This is a genomic window from Aureispira anguillae (assembly GCF_026000115.1).
Lineage (GTDB): Bacteria > Bacteroidota > Bacteroidia > Chitinophagales > Saprospiraceae > Aureispira > Aureispira anguillae.
Genome location: NZ_AP026867.1, coordinates 5305059 through 5322070, shown reverse-complemented (window position 1 = coordinate 5322070; position 17012 = coordinate 5305059). Strand labels below are relative to the sequence as shown.

14 protein-coding genes are annotated in these 17012 nt (G+C 35.7%); 5 read left to right on the top strand and 9 right to left on the bottom strand.

The window, feature by feature from the left end; genetic code table 11:
- Positions 1–257: 257 nt before the first annotated feature.
- The 4 genes from AsAng_RS20920 to rsfS all read right to left on the bottom strand — a co-directional run bounded on the left by AsAng_RS20920 (position 258) and on the right by rsfS (position 5105).
- Positions 258–1535 carry a TolB-like translocation protein gene (locus AsAng_RS20920; protein WP_264789037.1) on the bottom strand — a complete coding sequence of 426 codons (1278 nt, stop codon included), beginning with the start codon at positions 1533–1535 and terminating at the stop codon, positions 258–260.
- A 126-nt stretch (positions 1536–1661) separates the two neighbouring features.
- Positions 1662–2288, bottom strand: coding sequence for a LutC/YkgG family protein (locus tag AsAng_RS20915; RefSeq protein WP_264789035.1), 627 nt, complete (start codon positions 2286–2288; stop codon positions 1662–1664).
- 276 nt (positions 2289–2564) lie between these two features.
- Positions 2565–4577 (bottom strand): ATP-dependent zinc metalloprotease FtsH, encoded by a 2013-nt coding sequence (gene ftsH, locus AsAng_RS20910; protein ID WP_264789034.1) that lies wholly within the window; start codon positions 4575–4577, stop codon positions 2565–2567.
- Between the two features lie 138 nt (positions 4578–4715).
- Entirely contained in the window at positions 4716–5105 is a 390-nt protein-coding gene (gene rsfS / locus AsAng_RS20905; protein WP_264789033.1) for a ribosome silencing factor, read from the bottom strand.
- Between the two features lie 165 nt (positions 5106–5270).
- On the opposite strand from rsfS, the gene AsAng_RS20900 reads away from it, so the two are divergent.
- Positions 5271–6044, top strand: coding sequence for a biotin--[acetyl-CoA-carboxylase] ligase (locus AsAng_RS20900; protein WP_264789032.1), 774 nt, complete (start codon positions 5271–5273; stop codon positions 6042–6044).
- A 39-nt stretch (positions 6045–6083) separates the two neighbouring features.
- Here the strand turns inward: AsAng_RS20900 and AsAng_RS20895 are convergent, their stop codons facing one another.
- Positions 6084–7283 carry a CapA family protein gene (locus AsAng_RS20895; protein WP_264789031.1) on the bottom strand — a complete coding sequence of 400 codons (1200 nt, stop codon included), beginning with the start codon at positions 7281–7283 and terminating at the stop codon, positions 6084–6086.
- 152 nt (positions 7284–7435) lie between these two features.
- Between AsAng_RS20895 and AsAng_RS20890 the strand changes: the two genes are divergently transcribed.
- A complete protein-coding gene (locus AsAng_RS20890) occupies positions 7436–7822 on the top strand; it encodes a (deoxy)nucleoside triphosphate pyrophosphohydrolase (protein ID WP_319993634.1) in 387 nt (128 codons plus the stop codon).
- Positions 7823–8100: 278 nt separating this feature from the next.
- Positions 8101–9042: a thioredoxin-disulfide reductase gene (gene trxB / locus AsAng_RS20885; RefSeq protein ID WP_264789030.1), complete on the top strand. Its 942-nt coding sequence runs from the start codon at positions 8101–8103 to the stop codon at positions 9040–9042.
- 81 nt (positions 9043–9123) lie between these two features.
- Here trxB and AsAng_RS20880 read toward each other — a convergent pair whose 3' ends face one another.
- The 4 genes from AsAng_RS20880 to AsAng_RS20865 all read right to left on the bottom strand — a co-directional run bounded on the left by AsAng_RS20880 (position 9124) and on the right by AsAng_RS20865 (position 14048).
- Positions 9124–10758: a phytoene desaturase family protein gene (locus tag AsAng_RS20880; protein WP_264789029.1), complete on the bottom strand. Its 1635-nt coding sequence runs from the start codon at positions 10756–10758 to the stop codon at positions 9124–9126.
- A gap of 52 nt (positions 10759–10810) precedes the next feature.
- On the bottom strand, positions 10811–11239 hold the full coding sequence (locus AsAng_RS20875; RefSeq protein WP_264789028.1) for a DUF2141 domain-containing protein: 429 nt from the start codon (positions 11237–11239) through the stop codon (positions 10811–10813).
- Between the two features lie 334 nt (positions 11240–11573).
- Positions 11574–12458 (bottom strand): HNH endonuclease family protein, encoded by an 885-nt coding sequence (locus tag AsAng_RS20870; protein WP_264789027.1) that lies wholly within the window; start codon positions 12456–12458, stop codon positions 11574–11576.
- 48 nt (positions 12459–12506) lie between these two features.
- Entirely contained in the window at positions 12507–14048 is a 1542-nt protein-coding gene (locus tag AsAng_RS20865; protein WP_264789026.1) for an acyl-CoA carboxylase subunit beta, read from the bottom strand.
- A gap of 735 nt (positions 14049–14783) precedes the next feature.
- Here AsAng_RS20865 and AsAng_RS20860 point away from each other — a divergent pair.
- Positions 14784–16319: a leucine-rich repeat domain-containing protein gene (locus tag AsAng_RS20860; protein ID WP_264789025.1), complete on the top strand. Its 1536-nt coding sequence runs from the start codon at positions 14784–14786 to the stop codon at positions 16317–16319.
- 144 nt (positions 16320–16463) lie between these two features.
- Positions 16464–17006, top strand: a complete 543-nt coding sequence (locus AsAng_RS20855) for an HD domain-containing protein (protein ID WP_264789024.1) — start codon at positions 16464–16466, stop codon at positions 17004–17006.
- Positions 17007–17012: the final 6 nt, after the last annotated feature.

The window sequence follows — 17012 nt, the reverse complement described above, 5'->3', positions numbered from 1 at the left end:
TAGGTCCTAAGTCGTATGTCCTGTATTTACAGGAACTAAGCATACAACTTACGACCTATAGCATATAACAAAAGTAGTAATAAGCAGGCAAGGTAGTTTACGATACCACACAATTTGTCAAAGAACCAAAAATAATATAAATTCACGTTGAGTTAATCTGTGTAATCAAATAAATGAATTTTGCAAGATAGTATACGCAAATAGTTGGTCATTGTTGCATTTGATCCCATCAATTCTACGATAATAACATCTATTATTTAAGCACCAATATTTTTTTTGTATTTGATGATTGCTTCTTTCTTTCCATTTCGATCGCTAGAAAAATGCCCTTTTCCCTGTGCTGTTTTTTTGAAATGAAAATCATTGGCTGTTGAGTTAACAGGGCTTTCTAAATGCTGTGCAGTTGCTTGCAGCCAGCGTTTTTTCTCTCCAGTCATTTTATAAACATCTAAGCCACCATAGCCCCTAGGTTTTTCAGAGCTAAAATAAAGCTCTCCATCATTTTGGTAATAAAAAGGAGTAATGTCATCTCCTTCGCCATTGACACGAGTTCCGAGGTTGTAAGCCATTGTAAATTGACCATCTAACGTTTTGACCGCATACCAAATGTCATACCCTCCTTTACTGCCAGGGAGTGTAGAGGCAAAGTACAAAATCTGTTGCCCCTTACTCGTTAGTCCAATGGTAGGATGAGTACTTGAGAAACCAGCTCGGTTAACCCCTGAACCCAATTTTTTGATGTCTTCAATTTCTCCATTAGAAGTCATTTTTCCTGTAAAAATTTGATATTCTGTTTTTCCCATTTCTTGTTGTGCAAAATAGACCGTTTCACCATCGGGGGCTATATGTGGAGCGCAACTATTAAAAATGGGATTACCAACTGAATTTTGAAGAGGTTCAATGGTATTATCAGGATACACTTTTTTGATGCAAGTACCTTTGCTAGTTTGGCATTCAATTAAACTAATTTTGTACTTACTTGCTTGTGTCAAGGCTCTATATGTTGTTTCTTCTTCTGTCTGTTCTTTTGCTAAAGCATCAAAAAACCAAGCGGAGGTATTTTCTTGTTCTTTTAAGGCTTTTTGACAGATATTCAGATGCATTTGTGCCAATTTTATATAATCGTTGTTCTGTTCGTTTTGATTGGCATTTAGATAAGATTGGAAATGTTGGCTAGCTAAAACATATTGTCCTGTATACTTGAGCGCAGAGGCATATTCGTAATGAATTAATGGAAATCGTTTTGATTTGGAGAGGAGAGGGGCTAGAGTCTCTTGACATATATCGTATTTTTTAGCAATGAGTGCTGTTTTTCCTAAGCGATATAAATCTTGGGCACTAGGCTTTTTTTTCATTTCACTCAATGCCTGATAATAATAATAGGCTTCTTCATAAATGGCATTGTTGTATAATTTTTCAGCTTCTTGAATGACTATTTTTATAGGTTGCTGTTTAATTTCAGAAATACTAGGGGTGGTTGCCTGTAAGCCAAGGCTACAGAACGATAAAATACTAAGAAAAATAAAAAGTCTCATTGATTGTTATTATAAAGGGGGATGAGGTAATTAGATCATCTTATGAAATATTATTAGGAATGAAATTTCATTATTAATTGATCTTTTGTTCTTTAATGATTGTTTCTTGGTTGAAAAAAAGGATTATTATATATCTAACATGAATACAAAAATTTCTTTGGGACCATGAGCACCATTAACTAGTGTTTTTTCAATATCGGCAGTACGGCTATTGGTTGAGGTAAAGCATAACATAGAAGGCCATTGGTCTGCTCGAGCTGTTTGTAAACTCAATACTTCTTTCAAATTATAAACAACTTGATTGGGAGTTGCAATAACGATATGAACGGGGGGGACGATAGAAAGGCTGCGACCTGATTCAGAATTGCTACTCAATAAAATAGATCCTGTTCGAGCGATCAATGCCTCACAAGTAGTAATGCCAGCATCAGAATTAATCAAATTGTCTCTAGTCGTGCAGTAGGCAAAATTGTGTCGCTCAAAAATTTGTTGTAGTGCCTGATTCCAACAATATAGGTTAGACCAATTTCTTTGTTTGGCTAGGAGATGAAGGTTTTCCATTAATTCCTTTTGCGATTCACAGTAAATGAATTTTCCTCCATTCTTTTGGAAAGCTTGGGCAAATAAGATATCCAATTCATCGGTTGCTTCAGGATAAAACGCATCCATCTTATCGATGGTTGCAGGCTGAGCTTTTAGAGGACTATTGACATTTTGCAGTCGTTTCAGTATATTGTTTTTAGCGGAATTCATGCTCTGTTATCTGGCTTTAAATAATAATAAAGGGGCATATTTTATAGTAAAAAAATCCTGCATTCACTACTTGAGTTCTAGGGATGAAAATACAATAAAAGTGATAAGGTTTGATGCGTAGAAGCAGACGGATAGCAATTGTGCTATCTATTTTTAGCTAGTTAGATGGGGAAGGAGGGTTAAATGAACTGTGCAAGATACATTTTTTGATTTTTTAAAACAAAAAAAAAGTTCGAACTAACATAGTTCGAACTTTTTTTTTACTAATATTTAACATTAGTGGATCTCGTCAGGAAGATCATCTTTATCCAATAAGGTGTCAACGCCATTGTTTTCACCAACTGCTTTTTCGCCGTTTTTTTCATCTGGAATGTCGTCAAATAAACGCTTTCCGATAAGATGCTCTACATCAGCTTTGAGCAACACTTCTTTGTTTAATAACTCATTGGCGAGTAATTCCAACTCATTGCGTTTTTCTTTTAGCAACTGAAGTGCTCTAGCATACTGCTCGTCAATAATTTTTCGAATTTCTTGATCGATCAACTGAGCGGTTGCTTCAGAGTAAGGCTTAGCAAATTGGTTGTTTTTCATCATTTCATAATAAGAAACATTGCCAACCTTTTCGTTCATACCATAAATCATAATCAAGTTGTAAGCGTGTTGTGTTACACGATCCAAATCGTTTTGAGCCCCTGTTGAGACTTGTCCAAAGACAATATCTTCCGCAGCACGTCCAGCCAACAAGCCACACATTTGATCCAACAGATGTTGTTTGGGAACAATATGCTTTTCTTTAGGCAAGTACTGAGCATATCCCAAAGCAGTTAAGCCTCTTGGAACAATGGTTACTTTAACCAAAGGATGCGCATGTTCTAAGAACCAGCCACTAATAGCATGACCAGCTTCATGGTAAGCAATCACTCGTTTCTCTTCAGGAGAAATCAATTTATTTTTCTTTTCAAGACCACCTATAACTCGATCAATAGCTTTGTTGAAATCTTCCATTTCAACTTCTGTTTTATTGTATCTAGCAGCAATAAGAGCCGCTTCATTACAAATATTAGAGATCTCAGCACCAGCAAAACCAGGTGTTTGCATCGCCAATGTTTTGGCATCTACATTATCACTGATTTTGATCGGTTTTAGATGCACTTTAAAAATTTGTTCTCGTCCAACTAAGTCTGGTTTGCCAATTCCGATTTGACGATCAAAACGACCAGGACGCAACAACGCTGTATCTAAAATATCAGGGCGGTTGGTCGCAGCAACAAGGATTACTCCTTTGTCAGTGCTAAAACCATCCATTTCTACCAAAAGCTGATTTAAGGTGTTTTCACGCTCATCATTCCCTTGCATAGAATTTCTACCTCTAGCACGACCAATGGCATCAATTTCATCAATAAAAATAATACAAGGAGCTTTTTCTCTAGCTTGACGGAACAAGTCACGAACTCTAGATGCACCAACTCCAACAAACATTTCGACAAAATCTGAACCCGAAATACTAAAGAAAGGAACATCCGCTTCACCTGCTACAGCTTTAGCCAGTAAGGTTTTACCTGTACCAGGAGGGCCTACTAACAAAACTCCCTTAGGAATTTTACCCCCTAAAACGGTATATTTTTTGGGCGAACGTAAGAAATCAACGACCTCCATTACTTCCTCTTTTGCTTCATCAAGACCAGCAACATCCTTAAAGGTAACGTTAACTTTAGTGTCTTTATCAAATAGCGTTGCCTTAGAACGTCCAATGTTAAAGATTTGACCGCCAGCACCACCGCCACCGCCGCCAACACGACGCATGAAAAATACCCAAATAGCAATTAGTAAAATGAAAGGAAACAACCACATGATAATACCAGTAAGTGTTCCTTTGGTATCTGCTGTAATTGGAATATCTTCAGCATCTGGATTTGCTGCCAAAAATTCAGCTTTAGCTTTATCTACTTTTTCTATAAAATTTTCAACAACAACAATCGTATGTTTGTAATGAGGGCCAGGGTTGCCAGTGCCAATTGTTGATTTTGCTACGTCTTCATAAGCTTTGTCTGAAAGCTTGTCTTTGTCAATATAAATTTCGGCATACTTGCTCTGCTCTCCAGTACTAATCACAACGATTTTACCAACATCCCCTTTTTTGATAAGTTCGGTTAGTTTGGACATCGTTATGTCAGGTACAGAGCCTGTTAAATTAAACAGATTGAGAGAGATAAGTATCACCGCTATAATAGCATAGAACCAATATGCATTAAACTTTGGTTTATTACTAGGTGAATTTTTTTGTTCCATATTAATTGATATCTATAAATTTGTCTATTCGTCTTATTTAAAACTAAAAAAAAGCTAAAAAGTTGCATTAAAACTGTCAGAAAAAGAAACTTTGACTTAATAAACAATTAAAGTTCTTTTTATTTACTAAATGTGCTCTTAATCTTTGTCATCGTATTTAGTAATTTTTGCATCGCTCCACAAATCATCTAAATTGTAAAAGGCTCTTTTCTCACGAGAAAAGATGTGTACAATTACAGAAAAGTAATCGACTAACATCCAATTCGCTTGTTGACCTTCAGAATGGTTAGGACGAATATTTAGCGTTTCATAAACACGTTGTTCTATATTTTTGATAATACCAGAAATTTGTGTTTTTGAATTGCCACTACAGATGATAAAAAAGTCACTGCTAGCCTCTTCTAGATGGCGCATGTCAAATAATGCAATATCTTTTCCTTTATTATCTTGAATAGCATCAATGATAAGATTGTTTAATACACTTGGATGTGGTGCATTTTTTTGGAAAGCAATATTTTTGTTGCTCAATAGTATTGTTGTTTGGTTAATAATAGTTTTCTGTTTTTGCCCTGTCTGAATTATCGAGGGACTTTATTTTTAGGATCTAAGGTAAAAATCCAAAAGAAAATTATACTTTTGGAACCTTGCTAAAAGAACCTTGTGTAAAAATAACTAAAATAATTGGTCTTAGGTATGAAACTTATCTCTTCTAACAGCCTTTTTATTGGAAAAGTTGCAAATTATGTAGCAAGTGTCGATTCTACCAATATTTTCGCTAATAATCTATTGTCAAAAAGCACTCCAATTGATGGAACTGTCATTTATACCGATCATCAGTATGCTGGAAGAGGACAGATTGGCAGCAAATGGGAAAGTGCGACTGGAAAGAACATTATTGTATCGGTCATTTTATATCCCAAATTTTTAGCGCTCCAATCACAATTTAAGTTAAATCAAGTAGCCGCTTTAGCTATTTACGATTTATTGAGTGCTTATGTTTTCCCTTTGGATCAATTATCGGTTAAGTGGCCTAATGATATTTACATTAAGGACAAAAAGATAGGGGGGATTTTAATCGAAAACAAATTAAAAGGGACGCTGTTGGCTAATACCATAATTGGCGTAGGGCTCAATATTAACCAAGAAGTATTTCCAACTAACTTGCCTAATCCAACTTCCTTGTTGCTAGAAACAGGACAGTCGCAAGATATTTATGAATTAATTGGGCATTTCTGTGAATGCCTAGAGCATCGTTACCTGCAACTAAAAGCGGAAGAATACCAGCAGTTGGATCAAGATTATTTGCAAGTGCTCTATGGTTATGAGAAATGGCGCAATTATAAAATAGAAAGTACGCAACAAATAATTCGAGGCAAAATAACTGGCATTTCTCCTGAAGGAAAACTTCAGATACAGACTGGACAGAATAAATTGGAATTTTATTTTAAAGAGGTCTCTTTTCAGTAGACAAGATTAGACCATACAGGCTGATACAATACTTGTTTCTTATTTTTCTTTGTTGTTTTGCTGTGTACTATCTGGATTTGGACTACTAGTGCTATCTACAGTGGTTGAATTAGGTGGTTGATAAGTCATGTTTCCCGTTTCGGGGTGAATAACGAGAGGCGATTCTTTAAAATCTTCTAAGGATAAATCAATCAACTGTTGCAAGGCTTGTTTTTCTTCGTCATAAACAGGAATTCCCTCTCCCAATTGTTTGGTTGGAATGACTTTTCCTGCGAGGAATTTTCCTTCTTTGTTGACTTGCAATTGAATGATCGGACCAACCCCTTTAGGTCCTTTTAAACTAAATTTCTCATAGGTACAAAAGTTCCCCATACTATAAGCAATGAAACGTTCTTTATACAATTCAACCGCACGTGTTACATGGGGGCCATGCCCTAACAAAATATCTGCCCCTGCATCAATACAATCGTGTGCAAATTTATAGACATTGCCACGATTATAGCCTAAAAACACTTCATCTTTTCTAGGGGTATGTATTGCACTTGCACCTTCTGCGCCTGCATGGAAAGAAACAATAACAATATCACAAAGACTATCTAATCGACGAACAATTTTAGCAGCTTCTTTATAATTTTTCATACTAAAACAACCACTATTAGGAGCTGCTGCCAAAAAGCCATATTTGATGCTGTCTTTTTCAAAAATAGTATAAGGTTTGTCTATTGACCCTGCATAAAAAAGCCCAGAAGTGTCCAATACCGCAGCACTGGCTTTTCTTCCTCCAGCACCAAAGTCGTTTGCGTGATTATTGGCAATACTGACAAAATCAAACCCTGCATTTTTTAGATGATTGGTATAATGTGATGGCATTCTAAACGTATAACAATATTTGGGTTGATTGCAAGACTTTGGTACGCCACCTCTACCAATTACGCCTTCTAAGTTACCAAATGTAAGATCAAAAGGAGCTAGATATTGTTGTACTCCTTTGAATAATGTTTTTCCGTCTTTAGGAGGGAGTGTTTTTGTTGTGGGATAATTGGTTCCCATCATAATATCTCCTACGGCAACAATGGAAATACTATCTTCCTTGGGGACAACAAGGGTGTCAATAAAGGTCGAATCTATTGTTTGATAATCTTCGGTTATGGTAGGGGCATCGCTTCCCCACGAACAGCTAATGGTGTAAGCAATTAAAACAATAGATGCCAATAGTCGGATAATATGTATTTTCTTCATTTTGATTATAAAAGGATACGCTTTGGGTGATTCTGATGATGCCTGATTTTAAGATCACAAAAATAGTTATTTTTATGAGACTAGCATAATCTATTCAGAATCTTACTATATTGAAGAGGTGATTATTATTGTCCTTGGTAAAATGGAAGAAAATGAAGCAGAGAATGCGAGTAACTTGTGGAGTCATTAAACAAGCAGGAAAGTTTTTAATTGTGCAGCGTGCTGGGGGAACTAGCCATGCTTTTAAGTGGGAATTTCCTGGCGGCAAAGTTGACCCAGGGGAGACAGAGTCCGAATGTATGGCTAGAGAGTTAAAGGAAGAATTGGATATAGAAGTAGCGGTAGGAGAGCGTTTGATTCCTATTGAACGAGAAGAATCCAATGTCATCATTGAACTGATTCCGTTTTTTTGCACCATCATAGGAGGAGAAATTACCTTATTAGAACATTTACAACTAGCGTGGATTGATATCAACAAACCCATTCAATACGATTTATGCATCGGTGATTATTCTATAGTGGATCAATTGAGGGGCTAGATTGGAATAGAACAGTCTACAAAAAAATGTAAAGGGACTATTAATTTGATTATGCGATAAGCTTCTCATATTTTGTTAAGTTTGTAAACGCAATAAGTGTATAAAATAAATTATCGTTTTGCATAAAAGTTCAACCGTTGTTTGTTATCAATCTACTTTTAGGAAGATGGCATTGTGTGAACAGAATGAACTACTTTTTTGTTCCTTATTTTTTACTTAGGAAGTTTGAAGAACAAAATCAGAACTATTATTACAAAAATAAAAATCAATTAAAAAAAATGGCTAGACAAGAAACATGTGTCATTATTGGCTCAGGACCTGCTGGTTATACTGCTGCAATTTACGCTGCGAGAGCAAATATGAAACCAGTTTTGTTTACAGGAAAAGAACCTGGGGGACAGTTAATGATTACCAATGATGTAGAAAACTTCCCTGGCTATCCCAAAGGAATTATGGGACCTGAGATGATGGAAGATCTGAAACAGCAAGCACTTCGTTTTGATACAGAAGTTAATGTGGGGGTTATGATTGAGAAAGTAGATTTTTCAGGACCTGTACATAAATTATGGACAGATGGAGGGGAAGAGATTCATGCCAACTCTGTGATTATTGCTACAGGAGCTTCGGCTAGATACTTGGGCTTAGAATCTGAAAAAAAATTCATGAATAAGGGCGTTTCTGCTTGTGCTGTTTGCGATGGTTTTTTCTATAGAGGAAAAGAGGTGTGTATTGTTGGTGGTGGCGATAGTGCTTGTGAAGAGGCTACTTATTTATCGAAGTTGTGCCCAAAGGTACATATGTTTGTTCGTAGAGATGAACTGCGTGCTTCCAAAATTATGCAAGAGCGTGTTTTGAATAATGATAAAATTGAAGTGCATTGGAATACAGAGGTAGATGAGATTTTAGGAGACGATGAAGGGGTTACAGGTGTACGTGTGATCAATAACAAAACCAATGAAAAAACTGAAATTAGCTTATGGGGCTTTTTTGTTGCCATTGGTCACGTTCCTAATACCAAAATTTTTGATGGTTGGTTGGATATGGACAAAACAGGATATTTAATTACCAAATCTGGTAGCACACATACTAATGTTGATGGTGTTTTTGCTAGTGGAGATGCACAAGACAAAGATTATCGTCAAGCGGTTACTGCTGCTGGGACGGGTTGTATGGCAGCCCTAGATGCAGAACGTTATTTGGCGGCAAAAGGAGTGATTTAAATCGCTTTTAAGGCTTAAAATATTGAAATTGAAGCATTAAAAAGAGCTACCTTTTTAATGCTTCAATTAATTTTACTTAATTTAATAACTTGTTTCAAGTTTAGGAATTCCCTTCTTAGTCGTAGCCCCTTCTTTATGGTTTGCTCCTCGCTGCTTTTTTAATTCCATCATTATTTTAGGAAATAAGCTAGCAATTCCAAATTTACTCCCTACCAATGAGGCACTGGCTAAACCTCCTAGCAAAGCACCACAGACACCCAACATAAAAACATCTCCTCCCGATAAATACAAGTTCTTAATAGAAGTTCTAGGCTGTAAGCATTCCATTTGAAAACGTTCTTTGGTACAGGGCAAGCCGTACATTGCGCCTCCTTTCCGATTGGTAAATTGTTCTAAAGATAGGGGCGTAGAGACCTCCACAAATGAAACCATATCTGAAAAACCTTCCAACTTTTTATCAATGTAGGCTAAAAACGCTGTGGCAATTTTGTTTTTTAGCGTTTGATAACTTTCTCCTCTATTTTGCCAGCTGGTATCGCTCCACGCTTGGAATGCCTCATAGGGAGCAAAGGCAACAATTTCTGCGGTATGAGCCGTTTTGGAACGATCTTTTAGAGAGGGAAAAGATAAAAAGCACATATCAATATTGCCGTTTATTAATTCTTGGTTGGTTGCCATTTTATTGTGGTTATAATCTTCAAAAAACCAAAAATTACCTCCATTGACATTGAATTTAGAGGCGGGGTTTTCTTTTAGTCCTAAATAGATCGTGATAGCAGTGGCTTCCCCTTTTAATTGGTTTATTTCGGGGTGAATGGGAGCCCTCAATAAGCTTTGAAATGTATTTTTAGCACCAACATTAGATATTATATTTGAAGCATAGACCGTTCGATGAACCCATCTTTTTCCTTTGCGTTGGCGATATCTGACCCCAACAGCTTTGTTGTCTTCAATAATAATTTCGCCTACTTCACAATTGGTTAGGCATTCTCCTCCTGAGCGTTTGATAACAGGAACAATAGTTTCAGCAATTTTTTTAGCTCCTCCTTTAGGGTAATAAGCACCTTCCATATAATGAGCAACAACAGAAGCATGTACCCAAAATACAGCTTTGGAGGGAGCAATCCCATAGTCGCCCCATTGAGAAAGTAGCAAAGACTTTAATTGGTTGTTTTTAAAATGACTGTCAAAATAACTTTGGGCAGATTGTAGAAAAAAGTCTTCTTTTCGTTTTGCCAAAAATTTAGGAATGCTAGCCACGGGTTTAGGCAATGAAATCGACAAAAATCGATCCCTACCCCAATTGACAGCTTTCTGGATGTCTTTAAAATACTGATTAATGGCCTTCTGTTCTTCAGGAAATTGTTTGATTAGATCCGCCTTGAGGTTTTTTGCACCAGAAACAGCCCCAAATTTTAGATCTGGATACCAAAAAATATCATAAGGATCATTTATCTTATCCCATTTTAATTGTCCATCACTGATATAATCAAAAATATCATAGGGCAATTCACCTGCTTCCATTGCTCCTAAATAATGAACTCCTACATCCCAACTATAGTTTCCTTCTCGTTCAAATTCATGAGTTAGCCCTCCGAGCGTCCAATGTTTTTCTAAAACCAATACTTTTTGGTTATATGCTTTTGATAATAATGCAGCAGTAGACAATCCTCCAATTCCTGAGCCAATAACGATCGAATCATATTCTTTTTTCATAATAATAGTTTTGTAAGTTTTTGAATGAGTTGAATTTGGATGTAGAGCATGGCTACATGTATTTAACTTTGATTAGGATGGGGGAGAAATTAGTGTTGGAGGATATGTTAAAATCAAAATCTTGAAAGGTAGGTTTTCGGATTGTTGGATAATGATTGGAAAAACCAAAACCTTCCTTTGGTAATAAAATTCCATAATCCATTTTATCATTTAGGTTTTCATCATCTAGCAAAACGACCCCGAATGTTCCCTCTGGCATTGGGATACTTAGGTTAAGCTCTCCATTTTGAATGTTTTTTTTATCAATTTCTCTACGAAGACAAGTTTGACCATTTATATAATTAGTATGGCTATCAAAAAAACAAAGCACAAAATTTCCCTTTGTATTTCTGATATTAGTGATCTTGAAGTGAATATTTTGGGTGTTAGAGGGAGGAAAAAACCAAAGGCTAGATAGAATAAACAAAAGTCCAAATTTCATAATGATTGCGTGTTAAGAAGTTATCTAAATACGTTTCATTTAAGCTTAAATTTGGTATTATAACATAGTTTATTTTGTTTTTGTTTAACTTTTTTGGATTTTATTTGAAATAAAGTTAAACAAAAAAGAGTTTTTTATATTTAATAACACTTTTTTAATCAAATAAAACTATGTTTTAATTGCTATTTTTTTGAATAGATATTTGTTTAGTAGTGCTTTATGTATTTTATTTGAAGTAAATATTTGATTTGGTCTATTTTTTTGTCAAAAAAAATAAATACTATGTTAAAATACATAGGTTGATTGCGGCTAAAAAGACAATTGAGAGGAGCTTTTACCAATGAAGTACTTGAGGAATTTGTAAAAATAATTGGTTGAGTAAAGAAACATCAGTTGCTTGTCTCTGCATTTCTTTCCAAACGGTGGGATGGGGGGCATAAATTAATGTCTTTTGGATGCTTAATGACAATCTACTTTTTAATGCTTCTAGCGAATAGTTTCGGCGAATAGAAATGTACGATTGAAAGCAAACTAATTCATCGAGGGAAGTAGCTTCTTGAATTAGGGCATAATCTTGAATGAGTTGAAGATATTTTTGGTAAGCCTCCTTACGTTTTATGACGAGTGCTTTTCGTGTGTTGAGCTGTAGTGTTTCTAAGGTATAAACAGCACGTTTGTAAGCTCTAGATGCTGGATCAGAATGTGTGGGGCTAAACAAACCACTGTTGAGATCCAATTGTAAATAATGGAGCGGATTTTCAGTTCTTGGGTTAATAAAAACAGCATCGGCATTGGGAGGAGGAGTAAAGGTGTAATCTTTGACTAGGTTAATGGTATTGGAAGAAAGTGGCGTTTCAAAAATTTGGAATTGAGAAATTTTATGTTTTCCATTACATGTTTTACAAGTCCACAAAAAATTTTCCCAAACAAAGGTTTTGTTAGGATAAAGCCCTCTGGGGTAGATGTGCTCGATAGTGGTACCTAGATTGGATTCACAATAATTGCAACAATTGGAGGTTCCAATGGCTATTTTTTGAAGCTCTTTCTCTACTCGATTAAAAGCTGCCTTTTGAGCATTGGTCTTTTTTTTGTTCTGCCACAATACCTTGGCTTGTTTTACTTGTTCTTTGTACGTTGGCAAGGCATCAATCTGATCTTGTAACTTTTTTAGATGATTGAGAATCCCTTTGCGAATAGGAATGGAATTGGTTTGAATCATAAATAGAAAAAGAAAAAGGAGCGGCAAAAAGCTACTCCTTTGATTGTTTTATAAAGGCAAGTTACCATGTTTTTTCTTTGGCAATTTGTCTACTTTATTTTCTAGCATTTTGAATGCTCTGATTAATTTCTGTCTAGTTTGGTTAGGTTCAATTACTTCATCTACAAAACCACGGAAAGCAGCACGATAAGGGTCGGCAAATTTTTGAGCATATTCTGCTTCTTTCTCAGCTAATTTTGCAGCAGGATCTTCAGCATTTTGAATTTCATTGCGGAAAATAATTTCACTAGCCCCCTTCGCACCCATTACGGCAATCTCAGCAGTAGGCCAAGCATAATTTAGATCGGCACCAATATGTTTTGAGTTCATTACATCATAAGCTCCGCCATAAGCTTTACGGGTGATAACCGTAATTCTAGGAACAGTTGCCTCACAAAAAGCATACAATAACTTAGCGCCATTGGTAATAATTCCATTCCATTCTTGATCGGTACCAGGTAAAAATCCAGGAACATCTTCTAGCACCAACAAAGGAATATTGAAGCTATCACAGAAGCGAACAAAGCGACCTCCCTTTCTAGAAGAATCGACATCTAAACATCCTGCTAAAATCATTGGATTATTGGCAACTACTCCAATTGCTCTACCGCCTAGACGAGCAAAACCCACTAGAATATTTTCGGCATAATCCTTATTCACTTCATAGAAAGAATCTGCATCTACGATTTCTCCGATGACTTCTCGCATATCATAAGGCACATTAGCACTATCAGGAAGGATGTTATCTAATGCAGGGCGTTCCTCTTTGCCAGGAGTATAAGCCAAACGAGGAGTTTCCTCTTCACAATTTTGAGGGATATAAGAGAGTAACTGTTTGAGTTGATTAATACAATCAATATCATTGGCAGCAGTAAAATGTGTTACTCCCGATTTGGTGGCATGCGTCATTGCACCTCCTAGCTCCTCAGACGTAACATCCTCATTGGTTACTGTTTTAACAACATTAGGTCCTGTGATGAACATATAAGAAGTATTTTCCACCATATAAATGAAATCGGTTATAGCAGGAGAATAAACCGCTCCACCAGCACAGGGACCCATAATAGCTGAAATTTGAGGAATTACTCCTGATGCTCTCGTATTTCGGTAAAAAATATCAGCGTAGCCTCCCAAAGATTGAACACCTTCTTGAATACGGGCACCTCCCGAATCGTTTAGACCAATGATGGGCGCTCCGTTGCGAAGAGCCATGTCCATTAGCTTGCAAATTTTTTCTGCATGGGTTTCAGATAGTGATCCACCAAAAACGGTGAAGTCTTGAGCAAAGACATAGATCAATCGACCATTGACAGTACCATATCCTGTTACTACACCATCTCCATAAAATTTCTGCTTTTCCATGCCAAAATCTACACATCGATGTGTAACAAGCATTCCAATTTCTTCGAAAGAACCTTCATCCAATAAAAAATGAATTCGTTCCCTAGCAGTTAATTTTCCTTTCTGATGTTGTTTTTCTATTCTTTTTTCACCACCACCTAGTTTGGCTTCAGCTATTTTGTTGGAGAGGATTTCAAATTTGTCTTGCATGATTAGAATAGTTGTTTATAGACGAATAATGCTTTTTGTTTTTCGAAAAACCAAGCTTCAAACGAAGTACAATGAGTAATGAAGAACAAAACTAAAAGCATAAATAAATGACTACATGGTTGTAGTACGATTAATGATTTTATAAAAGTAATACTTCTATAAAATTGTGCGGTAGCAAAGTTTGATTTTTTATGGCAAAAAACCAAAGCAATTTATCATTAAATCTACAAGAGGCTTACTTTTTTTTAAGAATAATAATCCCGTCACAAAGGAAGACCTATGGTAGAAAACCTATCTTTTTTGCGTTGTTTTTATTAAAAAAATGTACAATTGGGGGAGCAGCTTATACGCCAAGACCTTTTTGTTTATAGGAGAGTATAAGCAGGAATAAGGACACTTTAATAAAGAAGTTGTTTAAGAATAGCCTTAAATCACTAATGAAAGCTAATTTCTAGCTACTCTGCGTTAAAAATTTGCTCCATAGCGCTGCTATGAAGAAAATTTTTGCCTTGTTTATCTAAAAATTAGTACTCATTATCAACAAAACTCCATTTTTAAACAACTTCAAAATAAAAATGGGTTAAAACTTCTTTTTGATCCTTTTTTTTGCTAAATTGAACTTCCCTCACTTCAAATTAAAGTCCTATTTAAGCAGATTAGGTTATTATAACACAATACCTAATAACAGGATTTAAATTTTCCACTATCACTCACACAATCTATATTTAATGATATATGAAGTTGATTAGCATTCTAGTTATCCTTTTAATGAGTACCAACTTGTTAGGGCAATACGGAAATGACGGGGGAGGAACAAGAATTTTTTATAATATAAAAGAGGCTTTACAAACGCCTAAGAAGGTATTTAAACTGTATTTGGATCATAATGAATTGACCCAATTGCCCCCTACTATTGTCCAGTTTCAGAATTTGAAAGAATTGCAATTGGGGGGGAACCCTGACTTAGATTGGGATATTACCTTAGATCTATTGGCTCAATTACCTAATTTGGAAAAACTGAGTCTTAGTGAGAATAAAATCGAGAAGCTTCCTGAATCAATTACCCAATTGGAAAACCTAGAGGAACTAATCTTGGTTGGAAATCCTAATTTGGATTGGGAATTGACATTTGAGTTTTTGACGCATTTGAGTCAGCTCAAACTGTTGGATATAGGCAATAATCGCATCAAAGATTTACCTCCGAATATTGGCAATTTAGGGAGCTTAGAAAAGTTGTTGATTTGGGGGAATCGAATGATTAATTTACCTCCAACAATTGGCAATTTACGCAATTTGAGAGAATTAGATTTATCCAACAATCAGTTGAGAAGGCTAACCTCTACGGTTAAAAAACTCCAAAAATTACAAAAAATATATTTGTGGAATAATTATTTGACAGAATTGCCGTCAGAAATCGGTCAACTGAGCAATTTGAGAATGCTCAATTTAGGAGGGAACAATCTGACTACTTTGCCCCAATCGATTAGAGGACTTAAAAATTTGCAAACACTTGGATTGGCATATAACAACTTATTGTACTTGCCCAAGGGCTTTTCAGGGCTTTTTAACCTAAGAAGCTTAGATTTGGAAGGAAACCCCAATATGAATTGGCTGACCTTGTTTTTACAGCCTCAAAGAATGAATAAGTTAGTCGTTTTAAATCTAATTAATAACAGGTTGATTGATTTGCCCCCTAATATTGTAGGCTTAAAAAATTTGAAGACATTGGATGTAAAACAAAACCCTGAAATGAATTGGGAGTCGGCTTTTAAGCAACTGTCTCAAATTAAACCATTACAGCAATTGGATGTCTCCAATAATGATATACAAAAACTACCTTCAGAAATTATCCATCTTAGTCAACTTAAGTATTTACATTTGGGATCTAACCCCAATATGGATTGGAAACAGGCGTTCTTTAATATTGCTAAACTAAAAAGCTTAGAAACGCTGATTTTGAGTAGTAATGGTTTGGAAAAGGTAGACGAAGAGATTAAACAATTAAATAATCTAAAAGAACTAGAGCTAGGGAATAATCCAGCACTTCATTTAGATGCTTTATTTGAAACACTTTCTTTGATGGATAATTTGGAAACCTTGAGTTTAATTGATAACAATATTTCAAGTGTTTCTACAGCTATAGGAAAGCTTAAAAACTTAAAAGTGCTTCATTTTTGGATGAATGATATTAGTTTGAATTCTTCTGAACATACTAACCTGCAAAACTTGTTGCCTCAGACAAGTATTATTTATATGCCTCGCTATCTATAAGCTAGTTGTGTTACCTTTTGGTTGTGATCTATCTTTGGGTTTGGAAATAAAGATTTTCAAAATTAACAAAGGATTCTTTTTGTTTTGGTTAGAAAGCTGTATCATCAGAAATGAAGGATTTGTCTAACCTAAACATCGTTAAGAATGTGGAACCAAGATTTGTATTTAGAAGCACTTATTTTTGCTGGAAAAGCACATAGCAAACAAAAGGTACCCGCTTCGGATATGTCTTATGTTGTGCATATCACCAATGTTGCTATGGAAGTAGCCAATGCGTTGGTTCATTCTAATGATCCTAATCTAAATGGAACGTTAGCGATCCAATGTGCGTTATTACATGATACCATAGAGGATACAACCGTTACTTATGAGAACATTGAAGAGCAATTTGGGCAGCCGATAGCCGATGGCGTTTTGGCTTTGACTAAAAATAATAGCCTGCCTAAAGAAGAACAAATGTTGGACAGTCTAAAACGTATTGTGAAACAAGGGGCTGAGGTTAGAATGGTTAAAATGGCTGATCGAATTAATAATTTGCAGGCGCCCCCTGCGCACTGGGATGCTTTCAAAATAAGACGTTACCAAAAAGAAGCTCAATTAATTCTTGACTCATTAGGGGGCATCAATCCTTATATAGAGGCACGATTGAGTGCAAAAATCAAAAATTACCAACAATATTGTGACTAGCTTAAA

Coding starts and splice junctions, on each gene's coding strand:
- AsAng_RS20920 (WP_264789037.1), bottom strand. CDS start 1,535: ATGAGACTTTTTATTTTTCTTAGTATTTTATCGTTCTGTAGCCTTGGC.
- AsAng_RS20915 (WP_264789035.1), bottom strand. CDS start 2,288: ATGAATTCCGCTAAAAACAATATACTGAAACGACTGCAAAATGTCAAT.
- ftsH (WP_264789034.1), bottom strand. CDS start 4,577: ATGGAACAAAAAAATTCACCTAGTAATAAACCAAAGTTTAATGCATAT.
- AsAng_RS20900 (WP_264789032.1), top strand. CDS start 5,271: ATGAAACTTATCTCTTCTAACAGCCTTTTTATTGGAAAAGTTGCAAAT.
- AsAng_RS20895 (WP_264789031.1), bottom strand. CDS start 7,283: ATGAAGAAAATACATATTATCCGACTATTGGCATCTATTGTTTTAATT.
- AsAng_RS20890 (WP_319993634.1), top strand. CDS start 7,436: ATGAAGCAGAGAATGCGAGTAACTTGTGGAGTCATTAAACAAGCAGGA.
- trxB (WP_264789030.1), top strand. CDS start 8,101: ATGGCTAGACAAGAAACATGTGTCATTATTGGCTCAGGACCTGCTGGT.
- AsAng_RS20880 (WP_264789029.1), bottom strand. CDS start 10,758: ATGAAAAAAGAATATGATTCGATCGTTATTGGCTCAGGAATTGGAGGA.
- AsAng_RS20875 (WP_264789028.1), bottom strand. CDS start 11,239: ATGAAATTTGGACTTTTGTTTATTCTATCTAGCCTTTGGTTTTTTCCT.
- AsAng_RS20870 (WP_264789027.1), bottom strand. CDS start 12,458: ATGATTCAAACCAATTCCATTCCTATTCGCAAAGGGATTCTCAATCAT.
- AsAng_RS20865 (WP_264789026.1), bottom strand. CDS start 14,048: ATGCAAGACAAATTTGAAATCCTCTCCAACAAAATAGCTGAAGCCAAA.
- AsAng_RS20860 (WP_264789025.1), top strand. CDS start 14,784: ATGAAGTTGATTAGCATTCTAGTTATCCTTTTAATGAGTACCAACTTG.
- AsAng_RS20855 (WP_264789024.1), top strand. CDS start 16,464: ATGTGGAACCAAGATTTGTATTTAGAAGCACTTATTTTTGCTGGAAAA.